The organism is Aeromonas sp. MTB, from assembly GCF_056632455.1.
The window spans coordinates 2,664,732-2,682,180 of sequence record NZ_CP147026.1 but is presented as its reverse complement, the minus strand read 5'-3'; the positions used below and the strand labels follow the sequence as shown (position 1 = coordinate 2,682,180).

Annotated in this window: 14 protein-coding genes and 1 riboswitch; of the genes, 3 read left to right on the top strand and 11 right to left on the bottom strand. The window is 57.5% G+C overall.

Going from position 1 to position 17,449, the window contains the following annotated elements; all coding sequences use genetic code 11:
• Window positions 1–52: 52 nt before the first annotated feature.
• Window positions 53–2,308 (bottom strand): LTA synthase family protein, encoded by a 2,256-nt coding sequence (locus WBR25_RS12210; RefSeq protein WP_429106764.1) that lies wholly within the window; start codon window positions 2,306–2,308, stop codon window positions 53–55.
• 255 nt (window positions 2,309–2,563) lie between these two features.
• Between WBR25_RS12210 and WBR25_RS12205 the strand changes: the two genes are divergently transcribed.
• On the top strand, window positions 2,564–3,649 hold the full coding sequence (locus WBR25_RS12205) for a hypothetical protein (RefSeq protein WP_479748063.1): 1,086 nt from the start codon (window positions 2,564–2,566) through the stop codon (window positions 3,647–3,649).
• Between the two features lie 81 nt (window positions 3,650–3,730).
• On the opposite strand, the gene lysC is transcribed toward WBR25_RS12205, so the two are convergent.
• Entirely contained in the window at window positions 3,731–5,083 is a 1,353-nt protein-coding gene (gene lysC / locus WBR25_RS12200) for a lysine-sensitive aspartokinase 3 (RefSeq protein WP_047438909.1), read from the bottom strand.
• Between the two features lie 90 nt (window positions 5,084–5,173).
• Window positions 5,174–5,397: riboswitch (Lysine riboswitch) on the bottom strand.
• Window positions 5,398–5,504: 107 nt separating this feature from the next.
• Window positions 5,505–6,833, bottom strand: coding sequence for an amino-acid N-acetyltransferase (gene argA / locus WBR25_RS12195; protein ID WP_005345063.1), 1,329 nt, complete (start codon window positions 6,831–6,833; stop codon window positions 5,505–5,507).
• A gap of 267 nt (window positions 6,834–7,100) precedes the next feature.
• On the opposite strand from argA, the gene msrA reads away from it, so the two are divergent.
• Entirely contained in the window at window positions 7,101–7,733 is a 633-nt protein-coding gene (gene msrA / locus WBR25_RS12190) for a peptide-methionine (S)-S-oxide reductase MsrA (protein WP_127006619.1), read from the top strand.
• A gap of 261 nt (window positions 7,734–7,994) precedes the next feature.
• Here msrA and WBR25_RS12185 read toward each other — a convergent pair whose 3' ends face one another.
• The 3 genes from WBR25_RS12185 to WBR25_RS12175 are packed head-to-tail and all read right to left on the bottom strand — an operon-like array spanning window position 7,995 to window position 9,256.
• The gene (locus WBR25_RS12185) at window positions 7,995–8,330 is read right to left on the bottom strand and encodes a DUF3802 family protein (protein WP_005333735.1); all 336 of its coding nucleotides are present in this window, start codon (window positions 8,328–8,330) and stop codon (window positions 7,995–7,997) included.
• A 57-nt stretch (window positions 8,331–8,387) separates the two neighbouring features.
• Window positions 8,388–8,876 carry a GNAT family N-acetyltransferase gene (locus WBR25_RS12180; RefSeq protein WP_042080439.1) on the bottom strand — a complete coding sequence of 163 codons (489 nt, stop codon included), beginning with the start codon at window positions 8,874–8,876 and terminating at the stop codon, window positions 8,388–8,390.
• The gene (locus WBR25_RS12175; protein ID WP_019446158.1) at window positions 8,873–9,256 is read right to left on the bottom strand and encodes an MmcQ/YjbR family DNA-binding protein; all 384 of its coding nucleotides are present in this window, start codon (window positions 9,254–9,256) and stop codon (window positions 8,873–8,875) included. Before WBR25_RS12175 ends, WBR25_RS12180 begins: the two co-directional genes overlap by 4 nt.
• 118 nt (window positions 9,257–9,374) lie before the next feature.
• Between WBR25_RS12175 and WBR25_RS12170 the strand changes: the two genes are divergently transcribed.
• Window positions 9,375–10,166: an alpha/beta fold hydrolase gene (locus WBR25_RS12170; RefSeq protein WP_429106761.1), complete on the top strand. Its 792-nt coding sequence runs from the start codon at window positions 9,375–9,377 to the stop codon at window positions 10,164–10,166.
• A gap of 186 nt (window positions 10,167–10,352) precedes the next feature.
• Here WBR25_RS12170 and dgt read toward each other — a convergent pair whose 3' ends face one another.
• The 5 genes from dgt to WBR25_RS12145 all read right to left on the bottom strand — a co-directional run bounded on the left by dgt (window position 10,353) and on the right by WBR25_RS12145 (window position 17,438).
• Window positions 10,353–11,807, bottom strand: coding sequence for a dGTPase (dgt, locus tag WBR25_RS12165; RefSeq protein WP_429106760.1), 1,455 nt, complete (start codon window positions 11,805–11,807; stop codon window positions 10,353–10,355).
• 67 nt (window positions 11,808–11,874) lie between these two features.
• Entirely contained in the window at window positions 11,875–12,603 is a 729-nt protein-coding gene (locus WBR25_RS12160) for a hypothetical protein (protein WP_429106759.1), read from the bottom strand.
• 591 nt (window positions 12,604–13,194) lie between these two features.
• A complete protein-coding gene (locus tag WBR25_RS12155) occupies window positions 13,195–13,677 on the bottom strand; it encodes an MgtC/SapB family protein (RefSeq protein WP_170872271.1) in 483 nt (160 codons plus the stop codon).
• A gap of 261 nt (window positions 13,678–13,938) precedes the next feature.
• Window positions 13,939–15,012 (bottom strand): lipocalin-like domain-containing protein, encoded by a 1,074-nt coding sequence (locus tag WBR25_RS12150; RefSeq protein WP_429106758.1) that lies wholly within the window; start codon window positions 15,010–15,012, stop codon window positions 13,939–13,941.
• The gene (locus WBR25_RS12145; RefSeq protein WP_429106757.1) at window positions 15,009–17,438 is read right to left on the bottom strand and encodes an FtsX-like permease family protein; all 2,430 of its coding nucleotides are present in this window, start codon (window positions 17,436–17,438) and stop codon (window positions 15,009–15,011) included. Before WBR25_RS12145 ends, WBR25_RS12150 begins: the two co-directional genes overlap by 4 nt.
• Window positions 17,439–17,449 lie beyond the last annotated feature (11 nt).

Sequence of the window (17,449 nt, the reverse complement as noted above, 5' to 3'; positions counted from 1 at the left end):
TGTCCAACAACAAGGCCGCGGATGCGGCCTTGTCTGTTTTTTGGGGGCGTGATCAGGGCAGGGCATCGGGCCGGAAGCTGGCGCGGATCTGCGGCACCAGGCTTGAAGGGTCGAACCCTTTCTCCTCCCCCAGCACCGGATGGAGCAGGGGCTTCTCTTCGATGGGGGTGATATCCCCCGCCAGCAGCTGGCGAGTCGCCTGACCCATCTGGTAGAGCTGGCGCACCGGCGCAAACTGGGTCGCCAGATTGAGGGGATCATCTGCGCGGGTGAAGGCCATCATGGGGATCTGGTAGGTGGCATCGCGCGCCGGCTTGTCACCGTGAATCCCCTTGCCGGCAGACATCAAAAACGGCTGGTGATCGCCAAAGGCCACCACCAGATAGCGCTTGTCCGACTGGTCTAGGGTCTTGAGCAGCCGCTCCAGCGAGGCCATGGCATCCAGCACCCCGGTGTAGTAGGTGTTGAGCAGCTGGGTGTCGCTCTCGCTCTGGTTCGGGCAGGCGCCGCTGCGCTCCTGCCCCTGATAGCGGGGGCCATCGAAGGGGCCGTGCCCCTGCATGGTGACCGCATAGGCAAATAGCGGCTTGTCATCCTGTTCGCTGCGCTTGAGCAGGTGGTCGATCAGCGCATCATCGGAGATATAGAGTCCCTTGTGCTCAAGGGTGGTGAAGCGGGTGTCGAACCAGCGCTCCTCATAGCCGAGCGCCGGGATCGCCTTGGCGCGGCCCCAGAATTTTTCCACATAGGGGTGGGCGAACAGGGTCTGGTAGCCGCTCTGTCTGGCGCTCTGGGCCAATCCCGGCACCTGCTGCGAGAGGTAGTAGTAGGGCACCACGCCCTGCTTGAGCAAGCCCACCGGCAGGCCGGTGTTCATCTCGAACTCCGCCAGCACCGTCATGCCGCCGGTGGTGGGGGAGTGGATGGTCTTTTGCCACTGCTGCACGCTGGCGGGCAGGGAGAGGGTGGGAGCCAGGGCGCAGATCCGCCCCTTCCAGTCGAGCCAGAGCGACTCATATTGCAGCACGATCACCAGATCCCAGCGCGGCGCAATGCCCTGGGGCGGATAGCTCAGCTGCGGGGCCAGCTCGTTGATCTGCAAGGGGTAGCGAAACACGCTGCCGCTTTGCAGCATCTCGTCCACCAGATTGAACAGATAGAGGCCGGGGCCGGAGCGGATGATATCCCTGTGGTAGTTGACCGCGCGATCCACGTAGCGAATGTTGGCCCCCAGCAGTTTGTTGCCGGTCTGGGTGGCAAAGACGCACAGGGCAAAGAAGGCAGCGGTGGCGGCGGCTGTGCGCAGCACCCAGCGTGACAGGGCAAAGCGCCAGCAGAGAAACAGTGCCAGCAACACGGTGAAGATGGGCAGGATGGGATGCTGGTCGAGCAGGATCCGCAGCAGCGCGAGCAGGTTGCCAAAATCATCCCCGCCGAGCGGCACGCCGTAGATGGCGATCTTCATAAAGTTGGCGAGCAGTCCTATACCGGAAAGCGCGGTAAAGACCAGCCCCATATAGAGGTTGAAGCCCGCCAGCGCACAGAGGCTCCAGCCCAGCACCATGCTGCCCCAGGCGAGATAGTAGTGCTCTGGCCGAAAGCCTGACCAGAGCAGAAACTCCCCCAGCTTGAACACCACGAAGCCGTGCAGCAACACGAAGGTGAGGTTGCCGAGCAGCAGGCTGCCGATGATCCGCCAGCGCAGGCTGCGGCGCAGCTTTGGCAGCACCGTTTTGAGCACGGCGGCGCTCAGGGCCAGCACCAGCGTCAGGCTTACCACCAGATAGGTGAGGTTGAAGCCCTGCTCCGGCAGGGTTTGCAGGATCTGGCTGAAATCGCCGCTCTCGGGGCGATCCTTGAGCAGCAGACCGATGCGCAGCTGATAGCGGCTGGCCAGCGCGTCATCCGGGGCGCGCAAGGTGCTGTTGAGATCCAGCGAGCAGCGGTTATTGCGGCACACCTGACGCTTATCCACCGCTTGACTCAGCTGGTCGATCCGCTCCCCCTTGTCGTTGAGCAGCTCCACTCGCACCTTGTCCCCCGCTTGCAGCGGCCCTCGCAACTGCCACTGACTGCGTACCACCAGATAGAGGCCGCGGCTGTCGCTTTTATAGAGCAGGGCGTGGCGGGTGAGGGTGGCCAGTGGATTGTCGGCGGGGCCCAGTACCAGCGGCTGGGCACGGCCCAGCCAGCTGCCGGGATTGATCAGCGGCAACAACAGGGTCAGCAGCAGCAATCCGCCCAGCAGGGCAAGCAGCAGAGAGGGCAGACTCAGGACGCGGGGGCGGCCTGAGGAGGGGCGATTCATATAAGCTCATCCTTTGAGCGAGTGAGGGAGAGATCGTTCATCCGCATAGAGTTTGACCCGATGGTGCGGGCCTTGTTTCAGCTTGTCAATTTAATGACCACTTAATGAATATTTGGTTACAGCTCAACCTTGCAAATTGTGATCCCGATCGAGGGGTTGTTCGGAATATGTGATGAAAGCGTCATCATGGGGTTTTGCCACTGGCTTGGGAGGGATCTGCTGTTTAGTCTCTCGATAGCGACTGGAGGTACATGTATGAATCCCAAAGTGATGGCACGTCAGGCCAGATTGCTGCGCATGCTGGAGAGCAAGGAAGAGATCCGGATCGGACGCGAGCGCGACTGCCCGCTGCCGCTGGCCCAACTGGTCAAGCTGAAGGATAGCCATCCGGCTGTGGTCAAGGTCTATCGCCACGGTCTCACCGCCGAGGTGTTTCACCTCAAGGTGGAGGGGCATCACTGGTGCCTCAAGCGGCGCCGTCAGGATTCACTGGTGGCCAACCTCGATGGCAAGACTGCCTTTCTGACCGAGCTGGAGCGGCGGCGCGAAATCGAGGCGCTGCGCGAGCTGCATCCTACTGTCCTCTCCCACGTGGTCTGCACCAGCTTCGGCTCGGCGCGGGCCGGGGTGCTGGTCTCCCCCTGGTTGCGGGGTGTGCCGGTCCACCAGCTCAACGAGCGCAATCTGGCCCAGATGCTGGAGGTGCAGGGTGAGCTGGCCCGCTGGGGCTGGTTTGACTGGGACCCGAGCTCGGGCAACCTGCTCGATGACGGCGAGCAGATCTGCGTGTTCGACTTTGGCTATATGTGGACCTTCGATCCCCGCTTTGAATACAACTCCAATGGTCTGGTCGACCCGCAGTTTCATGTGCCGGAGCGGTTGGAGACCCGTACCCTCTCCGGGCTTTGGCTCGATGAGGCCGATCCTCTGCCGCAATTTCGCTACTGGCGCGAGCTCTGCCTCAAGTGGGTGAAACGGGAGATCCACCACCTGATCCGCGAAGGAGCCAGCGCGCCCGTGCTGGCCCGCCTGCACGCCCTGCAAGGGGAGTGGAGCGCCGCGCTGGCGAGCGACGAGGCGCTGGTCGCCAACTGGTGGCGGGACATGTATCGCAGCCACCGGCTCGATGTGGCCGATGATCTGAGCGGCCAGAGCTGCGGCCCGCTCACCCTGCGTCGCCTCGACTGGTTGATGCAGGCGGTGACGGATCACTATCCGCTGCTGGTGGACAATCTCTCGCCTCAGGAGACGGAGCTCGGCCAGACCGGGCTGCTGGCCCGCTTGCAGCAACTGCGCCGGGAAGCCGTGGCCTGCCAGTTGCCTGCTACCAGCCTTGCCTGAGCCAATACCTTTGCGGAGTACAAATGAACAGGGCGCTTTGCTGGCGCCCTGTTGCGTGTTCGAAATTGCCTCGGGTGAGGATCAGTCCAGCAACTCCTGATGGAGGCGGTTGACGATATTGCCCGCCTCGCTCTCCTTGACCAGGAAGCAGAGGTTGTGGGCGCTGGCGCCGTAGCAGATCATCCGGATGTTGTGCTCGCGCAGGGCGTCGAAGACCTGACTGCCCACCCCGTTCACTTCGCTCATCCGGTTGCCGATGAGCGCCACCAGTGCCAGACCGGTTTCCACTTCCACTTTGCAGAGCTGCCCCAGCTCGGCCAGTACCTTGTCGCTCAGGATCGGTTCGCCGTTACTCTGGCTGCCGGTGTGATCCAGGGTCAGCGACACGCTCACCTCCGACGTGGTGATGAGATCGACCGAGATGCGGTGACGGGCCAGAATGCCGAACACTTCGGCCAAAAAGCCGTAGGCGTGGAACATGTTGAGGCTGTGCAGGGTCACCAGCACCTGCTGGCGGCGCAGGGCGACGGCGCGAAACAGCGGGCTTGAATCTGTGCTGGCGCGGATCCAGGTACCACCGGCGGCGGGGTCCTTGGCGGAGCCGACAAACACCGGAATATTCTGGCGCACCGCCGGTTGCAATGTGGCGGGGTGCAGCACCTTGGCGCCGAAAGTGGCCATCTCGGCTGCTTCGACAAAGCTGATTTCGGGAATGGGGCGGGCGCGGGTGACGAGGCGCGGATCCGTGGTGTAGATGCCGGGCACATCGGTCCAGATCTCGATACTGGCGGCATCGAGCGCTTCGGCGAGCAGGGCTGCGCTGTAGTCAGAGCCGCCGCGCCCCAGCGTGGTGGTGCGGCCATCGCCATCGGCACCGATAAAGCCCTGGGTGATGATAAGGCTGTCGCCAAGCTGCGGGCCCAGCGTCTGCTGGCAAAGGGTTCGGGTGGTGGCCAGATCGACGGTGGCCTTGCCAAAGCGGCTGTCGGTGCGCATCAGCTGGCGCACATCCTGCCAGTGGGCCTTGACGCCGCGCTGGCGCAGCAGCTCGGTAAAGAGGCGGGTAGACATCAGCTCGCCGCAGGCGATGAGGCGATCGGCCAGCTCCGCATCGGTATGCTGGTGGGCTTGCTGGGCCATGAGGCGGATTTCGTCCAGCTGGCCATGAATGAGGGCGCTCACATCAACGGGGTTGCCGAGATCGGCCAGAATGGCCTGCTGGATCCCGGCCAGTTTGGCCAGCTGCTCGTCGCGGCCCGCTTCGTCCAGCTCCCCTTGTGCCAGGGCGACCAGCAGGTTGGTGACACCGGCGCTGGCGCTCAGTACCACCACCCGGGTGGCGGGATTGGCCAGCACGATGTCGGCGCAGTGATTCATGGCCGGGAAGTTGGCGACACTGGTTCCGCCAAACTTGGCGACATTGATCGGGCTCATTGCTTACTCCTGTCTTATTTTAAGATTCCGGTTCCATCGGGCAAAAAAGAGAGGAGGAGGCTGAAAATGGCAGGAATGAACGAAGCTATCCCGGCCAGAAGCACTCCACCTGCAGAGCCCATCCCGTACCGCCCCTGACAGGGCGCGGTGGGGGATGATCACTACCGATGACAACCCGGGGGATTCAGCCCCCGCAGCCGACGTTGAGGTCACCAGTCTCCTCACTCGTCTCGGCGCTGCTCCCCCTGACCCAAGTTCACCGGACGCTGGCGTCCTCCCTTGGGCTGCCTGGGCAGCGCTCCTCTTCTGGCTCCACCAGGGCGGTGGAGTGCATTTAGAAATACCCTGCGTTGGATTGCACTGTCAATCGAGTTTGTGAAAAAGTTCAAATTGTCGGCTAACTCAACGCAGAATCAATGGCTTAGGCAATGGTTTTTGACAAAACCTTGGAACGGCGCTGCCAGTTGTAGAGACGCTGGCGCGCCACCGGCAGATCTTCCACTTCCAGCGGATCGAAGCCCCGCTCCCGGAACCAGTGGATGGAGCGGGTGGTGAGCACGAACAGGCGGCGAATGCCAAGCCGCTTGGCCCGCTCGGCTACCTTGGCCACCAGCTGATCCCCCCGGTTGGAGTTGCGATAGTCGGGGTGGATGGCGACGCAGGCCATCTCCGCCATCGCCTCTTCCATAAAGCAGTAGAGGGCCGCGCAGCCGATGATGAGGCCATCGCGCTCAATGATGGTGAACTTGTCGATCTCCATCTCCAGCTGCTCGCGGGAGCGGCGCACCAGAATGCCTTCCTCCTCCAGCGGGCGAATAAGATCCAGAATGCCGCCGATATCCTCGATGGTGGCGGCGCGGGCCTGCTCGGCACTTTCCCGCACTATCTGGGTGCCGAGGCCGTCACGGCTGAACAGCTCCTGCAGCATGGCGCCATCATCCTGATAGCTCACCAGATGGGAGCGGGGCACGCCGCCACGGCAAGAGGCAATGGCCGCGCGCAGGTAGCGGGCGGTGCCGGACATCTCTTCGCCCGCCTGCTCCAGCTCCACCAGCAGCTCTTCGGCCTGTTCGGGGAAGAGCTCGGAGATGGCTTCGCCGCGCCTGTCCATCACCCCCTGGGTGCTGCTAAAGCAGATGAGCTTGTCCGCCTTGAGATCGACCGCCACCCGGCGGGCCACCTCTTCCGAGCTCAGGTTAAAGCTCTCGCCGGTGACCGAGCAGCCGATGGGGGAGATGAGCACCAGACTCTTCTGATCGAGCTGGCGGGTGATCCCCTCCACGTCGATGCGGCGCACCCGGCCGCTGTGGCAAAAGTCGATGCCATCATCCACCCCCAGCGGCTGGGCAGTGACGAAGTTGCCGCTCACCACGCTGATCCGCGCCCCCTGCATAGGGGTGTTGGCGAGCCCCATGGAGAGCTGGGCGGTGATGTCGTATTGCAGGCCGCCACACACTTGCTTGATGATGGTGAAGCTCTCGTCATCGGTGACCCGGATCCGCTTGTGATACTGGGCCTCGATACCGGCGCGGGCCAGCGCTTCATCGTTTTGCGGACGTGAACCAAACACCAGCACCAGGCGTATGCCCAGTGTCTGCAGCAGGGCGATATCGCTGACGATATTGGCGAAGTTGGGGTGGCAGATGGCTTCTCCCCCCATCATCAGCACAAAGGTGGCACCCCGATGGACATTGACATAGGGGGTGGATTGCCGGAAGGCATTGACCAGACTGGGTTCGCGTTCACGCACTTGATATTTCTTCCATAAAAAAACAGCGATTGGCTCAATATATGAAAATTAATTCACAAATCAAGACTAAATATTGATTTTGGCCGTTCTGGTCTACGAGGGGCGGGTTGGCTGTGCGGATCGGGAAAGAGGGACAGACGGTGCAGACGGCCGCCGGAGCGAGCGGGGAGGGGCCCGCCGGTTGATCCGGCGCGATAAACTGCTATCTTCGATGCTCCTTTTCGTCAGCTGTGTGATTTCACAGGGTTTTATACAAGGACAGAATTCATGGAACAGATTATTTCACCGGCAGATGCCCTGCCGGGACGACGCGAAGCGATGGTGATTGGTCAGCAGCATGCGGTGAATGGCAACCCGACCCAGGGGCCCTGGCCCGAGAACATTGAGATTGCCTGGTTTGGCATGGGCTGTTTCTGGGGCGTGGAGCGCCTGTTCTGGCAGCAGCCGGGCGTCTACTCCACCGCGGCAGGTTATCAGGGCGGCGTGACCCAGAATCCCACCTACAAAGAGGTGTGCAGCGGCCTGACCGGCCATGCCGAGACGGTGCAGGTGGTGTTTGATCCGGCGGTGATCAGCTACGGCGATCTGCTCAGACTGTTCTGGGAACAGCACGACCCGGCGCAGGGGATGCGTCAGGGCGGGGACATTGGCACCCAGTATCGCTCGGTGATCTTCTATGGCGATGAGAGCCAGCAGATCATTGCCCAGCAGAGCATGGCGGCCTACCAGCAGGCGATGGCGGCAAGCGGCGACAGCCGTGCCATTACCACCCGCATTCTGCCGCTGGCGCCCTTCTACTACGCCGAGGATTACCATCAGCAATATCTGGAGAAAAATCCGGATGGCTACTGCGGATTGGGTGGCATTGGAGTCTGTTTGCCGCCCAGCCTGAACCGCTGAACAGGTTTGTAGTCGATTTCTTAATAAAAGTGAAAATAAATGGTCGGAGGAGGGAACTTATTGCGACCAGTCGGGACTAACTAGGTAGCGTCCAGGGATCGGATGCAAAGTCCAGACACATTTCTTGCCTTGATAACCGCCTGATGAATGAACGCACTGGCGGGTTGAAAATGATAGCAAGCAGGGCTGCCCACCAAGGCGGCCCTTTTCCTTATCTGCTGCTTTGAAATCTTGCGTTGGGCGGGAGAGCCGGACGGCAGATCAGCCGATGGCGCTGTCGAACAGGTTCTTGATGAGATCGATAAACTCGATGAGGAAGGTTTTCTGTTCCGGGGTCGGTGCGCGCAGCCAGACGGCGGAGAGCACCTCTTCCAGATCGGCGACCACGGCGTCGGCCTCCTGCATGATGGCAAAACGCACCTTGGGATCGAGCTGGGGGTTTTGCTCGCAAATGGCCATCAGGTTGCTGGCAACACGGCCACTGACCAGATCTTCGATGGTCTCTTCACCATCGTTCTGCTGCTGGGATTCAAACAATCCCAAACTCTCCACCAGATACTCGATCAGCGAGATATAGCCTTCACTTTCTACCACCATGGTTGCTGCCTCAATACAGTAACAATACGAAAATTAAGCGTATTTTAGTGGCTTGCCCTAGCTTGGCAAGCAGCAGTGCAGGCGATGGCGAGTAAAACTGACTCCGCCCCGCTCCACGCACTCCAGCCCGGTCAACGTAAAGCCATGTCGTAAAAATAGCTCATAACTGAAGGCGCTGGCCTCGGTGGTGATGAGGGTCATACCGAGCCTTCTGGCCCCCGCGAGCGCCGTGGTGAGCAACAGATTGCCCAGTCCCTGGCGCTGATGGTCGGCGCTCACATAGAGCAGGCTGAGGTGGCCATCGGGGCTCAGGGTGACAAACCCGAGGGGCACATTTGCCTGCTCCGCCACCCAGCCGTGGTGCTCGCGCAGCTGGCTGACAAAGCCCGGATGTTGTGAACCGAGGGCCCACTGTTCCACCTGTTCGGCGCTGTAGTGCTCGGGGCCGCTGCGTCGCACCGCCTGCTCAAACAGGGTCACGAGAGCGGGGATATGTGCCTCGCCAAGGGGGACAATACAAAGTGCTGGACTAAGTGCTGGCGTCATAAGGTTGGGCCGTCAGTAGGGGGGAGGGGGCGCGGCGCCTGTGGCCGTTTGGCTTTGGGCAGACCCGCGACAACCCGCTCATAGGAGTGGTGCACCCAGCCCTGCCACAGATCATCTGGCAAGGTGCTGTTCAGGGTCACTGTGTTCCAGTGTTGCTTGTTCATATGCCAGCCCGGTTTGACCTCGGGGTGGATCTCGCGCAGCAGCAACGCCAGCTCGGGCTCGCATTTGAGGTTGATGGTGAGCGGCTCGGCCTGCCAATCCACCAGCGCGAACATCTTGCCCGCGATGCGGTAGACCAGGATCTCCGGGCCAAACGGGGTATCTTCGGTGGCGCCCGGCAGGGTCAGCAGAAAGTGGCGCAAACGGGTCAAATCCATGGAAAATTCTCGCGCAAGGGGTGATCCGGGTCATGTCAGGCGCATATCTATCGGCGGGCCTGTTCTGTTAATATGCGCGCAGCCGAGTATACCCCCCATCACCAAGGGAGCCTATTGGATGTTGTATCACAAGACTTTCGAACTGGGTCCCGAGCGGGATTGGGTGGTGTTTGTCCACGGCGCCGGTGGCAGCTCCTCCATCTGGTTCAAGCAGCTGCGCGCCTATCGCGAGCACTTCAATGTGCTGCTGCTGGACTTGCGCGGCCACGGCCAGTCCCACCAGCTGCAACAGGTGGTCAAGGGACACTACAGCTTTCGGGAAGTGACCGAAGATATCGTTCGGCTGCTCGATCATCTCGATATCCGCCGCGCCCACTTTGTCGGCATCTCCCTTGGCACCATCCTTATTCGCCATCTGGCCGAGCTTTGCCCGGAGCGGGTGAAAAGTATGGTGCTGGGAGGCGCCATTTTGCGGCTCGATATCCGCTCGCGGGTGCTGGTGCAACTGGGCCGACTCGGCCAGCACGTCCTGCCCTATATGTGGCTCTACCGGCTGTTTGCCTTCATCATCATGCCGCGCCAGCACCATCAGGAGTCGCGCAACCTCTTTGTGCGCGAGGCCCGCAAACTCTGCCAGAAAGAGTTCAAACGCTGGTTCCGCCTCGCCACCGAGGTCAACCCGCTGATGCGTTACTTCCGCGAACGCTCCCTGCCTATTCCCACCCTCTATGTGATGGGGGAGGAGGATCATATGTTTCTGGCCCCGGTACGCGAGCAGGTGGCCCGCGATGCCAGCTCCTCATTAGCTGTGATCGAACAGTGCGGCCATGTCTGCAATGTGGAGCAGCCGGAGCAGTTTAATCGCCGTACGCTGGCATTTATTCAATCACTGGGGGGCGGGAGGAAGTGAATTTTCACCAATATATCAGACTTTATTATCACCAAAATTTCATCTGGTTTTAGTTACAGATAGATAAAAGTAGCCCCAGTAAAGTGAATTTACCGGGGCTACTTATTGGCAATTTACCGTAGTTGTTTTTTACGTTTCATACTTATGTTTGAGTTTAGTTCATAGAGGATAACGTAAAGTTATAGTTTATGTTGAAGCGCTGAGGTCTTGGTACTCTTTCAATGCGAAATGGTCTGTCATACCACTAATGTAATCTATTATTAACCTCACTCTATAATAATGTTCGTATAATTTTTGATTGCTAGTCACCTCTGTTGTTTCAAAAATTTCTTTAGTTGATAGAGAGTATGTGGTTCTATACTTCTCTGACAAATTATGGAATAGTCTTGTTTCTATGGGGTGGCTCTTAAGGTGGTTGTTTTGAGTGAGGAGCTTGATATCCTCAAAGCTAAGTTTAATCAATGGAGTATAAAGGTCTAATAATCCAGAGATCACGGAGTACCCCTTTAGTTCTAATTTTTCAACTTCTTTAGAATTAAAAACATTGTTAATTGCAACTAAACGTAAAGTCTCAGTAGCAAAATGATATTTATCATTTCCATCAAGTAGTGATTCATCAAAGTGGCCATCAAAAATATATTGGTGATTATTGACAAATCTTTCTGCTGCATACCTTGCCAGATCATTTACTAAAATTGTTCTAAGGGTGAGTATGTATGCATGATTTTTATTTGTTGGGGTGTTCTGGTAGGCACCATATGCTTTGTTAATTATTTCATTAAGATAGTTTCTCTCATCCGCATTAGTAATCTTAACTTTTAAATCATCCCATATTTTAGTTATTTCGCTATGTAGTTTTTCAATAGACAAAATCCCTTTGTCCACAGCATCGTCAAGATCGGCTATGCAATATGAAATATCATCAGCAGCCTCCATTATATAAGTAAGGGGGAATCTACAACCAGCTGTTATTGATAGAGCTTTTTGGATGTTATTAATTAGATCCTCTTCAGAGAGGAAGAAGCCTGGTTTTTTACAACGATATTTATGTGTTGAACTCCCACCTGGCTTTGGTTGATATGCTGGGCGAGTATATTTTATTAAGCATGCTAACTGTGTATATGTTAAATTTAATGAGTGAAGGCTATGTAAAATCCTAATGCCTTGCGCATTGCCTTCGAAATTAATAATGTCTTGAATTACTTTCTTACAATCCTCTACGCTATTATATAAGTCATTAAATATCGGAGAGACTTTTTCTTTAGACCATATATTTATGGCCATTTCACCAAAATGACCGAAAGGTGGGTTTCCTATATCGTGCAGTAGACATGCAATTTCAACGGCGCTAATAAAACCATCAAGTTTATCATCTAATCCACAGTCATTTAATGGTAGTGCCGATAATACTAGCTTGCTGATATATCTCCCTACCTGTTGAACTTCAAGGGAGTGAGTAAGCCTACTTCGAACAGCAGCATTTTTTTCTAGTGGAAAGACTTGGGTTTTTTGTTGAAGACGTCGCAGAGCGGCAGATGTCAGGGCACGCCCTCTATCACTCTCCATTTCTTCATTGAAGTCTCGGCCATTTACTGTTGATATTCTATAACGGTCTGTTTTTAACTTAATTGAATAATCCATTCTTGCCTCTTGGGTAAATATTTAAACTATCTTGAGCTTATGTTGAACTATATCTGTTTTTTGGTTTTTAAGAGTATAGTCGGTGTGGATATTTCCTTTTAAACTCTATTTTTAATTGAGAGTGAACATCTATTATATGGCTTCTAACCCTTGGTAATTGCATGAAAATTTCATCGGTAAATTCAATGAGAGAAGGCAATAAAGCATTTCCTACAATTTTTTCTAGCTCTGCTAGGCTATAATATCCACCTGGATATAAATGATGCTGAACTTTTCGTTGGTAGTCGTTTATATATAGATTATTTCTTCTCATAATTGTATAAGAAAGAGATTTGAAGTCTCTTTGGCTACGCTCTAACTCTGATAATAAGTCTGAGTTTGATGACGATAACAAAAAAAGACTCCTTTCAATATTTATTGCATCGCACAGAGAATCGTCAAATTTTAGTGATTCTAGTTGTAAGGCTCTAGTGGTTTCATCCAAACTCTGGAATATTGCTATTCTTTTCTCAAACATTGATATAAACATTGCTTGGCGTTCTAGGATAAACATTATATATCTCAGGTAGTTAATCTCACATTCTTCTTTGTCTTCCGCTCTGGAATAAACAACATGAAAAAGAGTAAGTAATGCTGCGATAGCACCTGCTGACGCAAGAAAAACACCAAGTGAATTTAGTATTGATATAAAGTCACGAGATTCACTATCTGAATATGCTAAAACAACCGCAGAAGCATAAAATCCCAAAAAAGCAAAGCAAATATGTAAAGAATAACGGATTACAAGGCTCTTCACTGTCATCCTCATTACTTAATGTATTTAATACGATAATAATCGTATTGGCGATATTGCTGATATGTAAACGCTAAATAATAATGATTTGTTCACTTGTGGTTGATATATGGAAATACTTGATATTTTTTGAACACTAATATTATTACTAATAACGTTGAATTTACCCATCAGCAGAGAAGATAGCTACCGCACGGGGTTACAGCTCCCCGAGTGCGACCTTTAACCAGAATGAAAATGGGTAAATCATGGGCTTACCTCGGCTGCTTTTGGGGCTGCGGGTGCCGCATGGGCAAGATATCAAACGCCGACCAATTTAAGTGAGTGAAAAGTTAGTTACCGCTCGGATTTTGAAAGGTTTTTTGACGAGGATCAGACTTGAGCCAAGTTGGCTGCGGGTTGAGTGAATGAGGGGTGTTCAATAAATAAACAAACAAGGCATCCTTGACGACTGGCGCCAAGTGACAGAAGTGGTTGGGCAATATCACGGTTATGCCCTGTTATAAGGGCTATGGGTTTCGGGTCATCGAGCAGACCGGCCACTCGGGTGGCCGTTATCTGCAGAGGGCCGCAGTCAGTGGGGGGCAGTGAGGATTACTCACGGCCCTCTTTTTTGATCCCCAGCAGCCAAGGCACTATGGTCAGAATAAACAGCGCGATCAGGGTGGCGAGCACCGCGGTGGACTCTCGGCCCATACCCGCGGCAATGCCGATGGCGGCGGTAACCCAGATACCGGCGGCCGTGGTCAGCCCCTTGGTTTCTGTTTGTCGGGTGCCCAGAATGATGGTGCCAGCCCCCAGAAATCCCACCCCGGCAGTGAGACCCTGCAACACCCGGGTCAGGTCGGCAGTTGATGCGCCAGCTTGCTGGGGGATCAGCACGAACAGGGCGGCGCCAATACTGACCAGCATATGGGTGCGGATCCCGGCACTTTTCCCTTTCTGTTCACGTTCGTAGCCTAATAGACCGCCGAGCAGACCAGCCACCAGCAGGCGCAATACAATCTGGGTCATCTGCTTGATATCTTGAATATCGGTGAACTCGGAGACGATGGTCTGCCAGATCTCTTGCCACATAAATGCCATCCTTGTGCATGCTGCATATGAATTGAACGAATCAAACCGGTTAATGTTGTCGCCATGGGTGCTGTACGAAAATACGCCATGAGACCTCATCCGCAGGGTATCAAACGCTGACTTCCCTTGTTGAGTAAAAAGTGTTGAGTAAAAAGTGTTGAGTAAAAAGCTGTCCAGGTTGTCGGATTTTAATGAGTTCTTGATAGCACACTGCTTTTGAATCAAGCGTCAGAATAAGGGATAACCGGCGATGGTCGCAGGCTAATAACCGGTCATCTCCAGATAGCCGACCCCCTTGGCATCCCCCGAGACAGAGACCGCTCCCTCCCAGTAGTCAAAGCGACCTGTCATGGCCTGATTGGGCTGACGGGCCTTGATGGTGAGGCTCATTCCGGCGGCGTTTAATTGCCACTCGACGGGGTAATCCTGCCCCTTGGGGCCGCGCCAGGTGTTGCCCGGCGTAAGGCGAATCGCGTCGGGGGCGAGCACCCGGCTGCTGCCGTCCCGCTCAATCAACATGCCGTAGCGGTTCTCAGGCTCAGTGCGTCCCGATTTGGTGCGCAGGCGAAACAGCATCAGCTCGCGGCCATCGTTCAACTGGAGCGAAAACCAGTCCCAGCCCGATTGCCACTCGGCCAATACCGAGCTGCTCCACTCGTGATCAAACCACCCTTGGCCGGTGACGGTGCGGGTCTCTCCATCGCGAGTCAGGGTGCCGCTCAGCTGCAGGCGTGGGTAGGAGTAGTAAAAGGAGGCGTTGCCCGGGCTCTTCTCGCTGTAACCGGCCTTGCCTTGCAGCACCAGCGGTTTGGCGGCAGTGACGGTGAGGTTCAGCTCGCCAATCGTGCTCTGCACCTTGAGGGTGGCGGGGAACAGCGCCGCCCCTTGCGAGGCAAGCCGCCACTCCCTGAGCCAATATTGGCCGCCGCTGGCCCCCGCCAGTCCGGGCCCCTGCCGACTGGCCCGTTCATCTTGCTGGTGGCTGCCACGGTCGAGATCCGTGATGGCAAACTGGGCCAGCCAGAGCTGGGGGGTGAGCCAGGGGTTGCTGGTGCGAAGTTCTTGCTCGATACCCTGCCTAAACAGGGTCCACTGCATGCCATATTCACGCCCCTGTTCATCCTTGAGGTTGCCGGTGAGATACCACCACTCGGAGCGGTAATCGGGGTGGGCAGCATGATCCTCCGGCAATTGGATGGTTTGCCCCGGCTGCACCTTTTTAAAACTGTCGTTGCCACCGCTGAGTAGGGCGCCCAGATCGCTGGCAGCGATGGCCCCGCTATAGAGCGTCCAGAGCATACCCAGCGCCAGCGGCCACCCTTTGGTCTGTGTCATACCACTCTCCTTGCCGCATACCAGGATGCCAATGCGCCACATACCGGTGCCAGCAACAGGGACGTGACCGCATGAAGGGGGGCGGCCTCGAAGGCGAGGCGCCAGCCAAAGGCGCGTGGGTTGACCACCTCGATCAGCACCCAGGCGAGGCCATACCCCACCGGCAGGGCCAGCAGGGCAGTGAGCAGCCCCAATCCAGCCCCTTGCCACACCAGCAGCTGGCGGCAGTGACGGGGGCTCAAGCCCAGACTCTGCAAGGTCTGCAGCTCGCCACGGCGCGCCAGCCCCAGCACCATAAAAGCCGAGCCGATCCCGACAAAGGCGATGCCGAGGATCAGCAACTTCAATAGCTCGGTCACCACAAAGGTCTGGTCAAACACCTTGAGCGCAGCGCTGTGGATGGCGGGAGCGGAGAGCAGATTGAGCTGCTCGCCAAAGCGCTCGCGCAGACGGTCGGCCAGCTGCTCGGGGTCGTTGCTAAAGAGGGCGAGGGATTGCACCGCCCCCGCCTCGAAGGCGTGCAGGATCTGTCCCTTGTCGCTGCCGTAGTCCTGATAGACACCGGTGACGGTGAACTGCCGTGGCCCCTGCTCGCCGCTGATCGCCAATGTCTGGCCTACCTTGACCCCGAGGCGCACCGTCAGCGGTTCGCTCGCCAGCACTTCGTCGGAACGGGTGGGCCAGCGTCCGGCCAGCAGCGGATAGGCCGCTTTAAGCTGGGGGATAAAGTCCATCTGCGCCCACTCGATGGGCTGCCCCTGCCAGCGGGCGGGGTGTACCGAGCGGCGCGAGGCGGCGCTCACCAGCGGGTTGGCGAGCAGGGTCTTGAGGGGTGTGTCGCTCAAGGTGCCCTTGTTGCCCGCTACCCCCTTGGGGGCGGTGACATAGAGATCGGCGGCCAGACGCTGGCCGAGCCAGATCTCCACGCTGGAGCGAAAACTCGACACCATGACCCCGATGCCGATAGCCGCCGCGATGGCCAGCTGCAATGCCATCACCGCGATAGCGGTGCGATCGAGGTGATAGAGGGTCTCGGCCACCCCGAGCCGGGCGGTTAGCGGGCCGCCCGTGCGCCGTCGTAACCAGCCAAGCAGGCCGCGCAGGGCATCGGGCAGCCAGAGCGCCATGGCCAGCAGCCAGCCGCCAGCGATAAAGAGGGCACCGGTCAAACCGGTTTGCGGCAACCACAGGCACAGAGCGCACAGCAGCAAGATGGCGATGGCCAGCACGCGCCGTCGCCACGGGTGAGCGGGGGGACGGCTGTTTCCTGCTCGCAGTTCGAGGGGGGATTGGCGCAGCAGTTGCCACCAGCCGGGCAGGTTGGCAGCCAGCGTGCCGAGCAGCCCGATCAACAGTGCCTTGAGCAGGCTCACGGGGGAGAGGCGCAACAGATCGATGGGGTTGGGCCCATAGAGATCGGCCAGCGCCTGGGTCAGTTGTCCCATCAGTGCCAGCGCCAACAGGCTGCCGAGCATCACCCCGAGCAGGGTGCCGATGGTGGCGAGAATAAGTAGCTCCAGAATGAGCCAGCGGAGTACCCAGCTCGGCCCCATCCCCAGAATGATCAACTGGGCCAGCTGGGGGCGACGCACGCTCTGGACAAATCGCTGGGCGTTGAACACCAGAAACAGTCCCACCGCCATGGCGAGTAATGACAGCGCCGTCAGGTTAAGGGCCAACGCATCGCCAAGCTGACTGGCATCGAGCGCCGGGCTGATGGGCTCAAGCCACAAGGGCTGGTTGGGGTAACGGGTTTGCAGAGTGGCCTGCAGGGTACGAGCCTCGGCGTCGCTTAGCTTGAAGACGATGCGATCGAGCCGACCCGCTTTGCCCAGCAAGGGCTGGGCGAGGCCGATGTCGGTTATCAGCAGCCGCTCCATGGGCACGGCGCCCGGTTCAAAGGTACCCGCCAGCGTCAGGGTCAGGGTTCGGGCGCTGGCGCCATCGCTGCCGCCCAATACAAAGCGGCGGCTCTGGCCCGCTTGCCAGCCAAGGCGCTCCGCTTCGGGGGTTGCCAGCCAGATGCTGTCGGCGCGGTTGAGGGAAAAGTCGGGCTCGCTCGCGGGTTGGGCGCCAAACAGCTGGCGCAGGGGGCCGGGGTTGAAGAGATCCATTCCCAGCAGTTGAAAGCTGCGCCCCTCTTCATCTTTGAGCCAGCCATGGAGCTGGGGCATGGCATCCAAGGCGGGCTGGCTGGTCACCAGCTGCACGTAAAGCTGCTCATCCAGCCCGCCAGCGGGGGCCAGCCGGTAGTTGGCTTCCCCGGCGAGCTGGCTGCGGGTGGCGACAAAATTGGTGCGGGCACTGTGATTGAGCAGCTCGATGGCCACCACCAGCGATACCCCCAATACCAGCCCGGCCAGACTCATCAGCAGCAACCAGGGGTGGCTGCGATAGAGGCGCAGCAGCGCTTTGAGTGGCAGCATCAGCGTGCTCC

What these genes read in the sequence shown, in the direction of transcription:
- WBR25_RS12210 (WP_429106764.1), bottom strand. Translation starts at nt 2,308, where the DNA reads ATGAATCGCCCCTCCTCAGGCCGCCCCCGCGTCCTGAGTCTGCCCTCT.
- WBR25_RS12205 (WP_479748063.1), top strand. Translation starts at nt 2,564, where the DNA reads ATGAATCCCAAAGTGATGGCACGTCAGGCCAGATTGCTGCGCATGCTG.
- lysC (WP_047438909.1), bottom strand. Translation starts at nt 5,083, where the DNA reads ATGAGCCCGATCAATGTCGCCAAGTTTGGCGGAACCAGTGTCGCCAAC.
- msrA (WP_127006619.1), top strand. Translation starts at nt 7,101, where the DNA reads ATGGAACAGATTATTTCACCGGCAGATGCCCTGCCGGGACGACGCGAA.
- WBR25_RS12185 (WP_005333735.1), bottom strand. Translation starts at nt 8,330, where the DNA reads ATGGTGGTAGAAAGTGAAGGCTATATCTCGCTGATCGAGTATCTGGTG.
- WBR25_RS12180 (WP_042080439.1), bottom strand. Translation starts at nt 8,876, where the DNA reads ATGACGCCAGCACTTAGTCCAGCACTTTGTATTGTCCCCCTTGGCGAG.
- WBR25_RS12175 (WP_019446158.1), bottom strand. Translation starts at nt 9,256, where the DNA reads ATGGATTTGACCCGTTTGCGCCACTTTCTGCTGACCCTGCCGGGCGCC.
- WBR25_RS12170 (WP_429106761.1), top strand. Translation starts at nt 9,375, where the DNA reads ATGTTGTATCACAAGACTTTCGAACTGGGTCCCGAGCGGGATTGGGTG.
- dgt (WP_429106760.1), bottom strand. Translation starts at nt 11,807, where the DNA reads ATGGATTATTCAATTAAGTTAAAAACAGACCGTTATAGAATATCAACA.
- WBR25_RS12155 (WP_170872271.1), bottom strand. Translation starts at nt 13,677, where the DNA reads ATGTGGCAAGAGATCTGGCAGACCATCGTCTCCGAGTTCACCGATATT.
- WBR25_RS12150 (WP_429106758.1), bottom strand. Translation starts at nt 15,012, where the DNA reads ATGACACAGACCAAAGGGTGGCCGCTGGCGCTGGGTATGCTCTGGACG.
- WBR25_RS12145 (WP_429106757.1), bottom strand. Translation starts at nt 17,438, where the DNA reads ATGCTGCCACTCAAAGCGCTGCTGCGCCTCTATCGCAGCCACCCCTGG.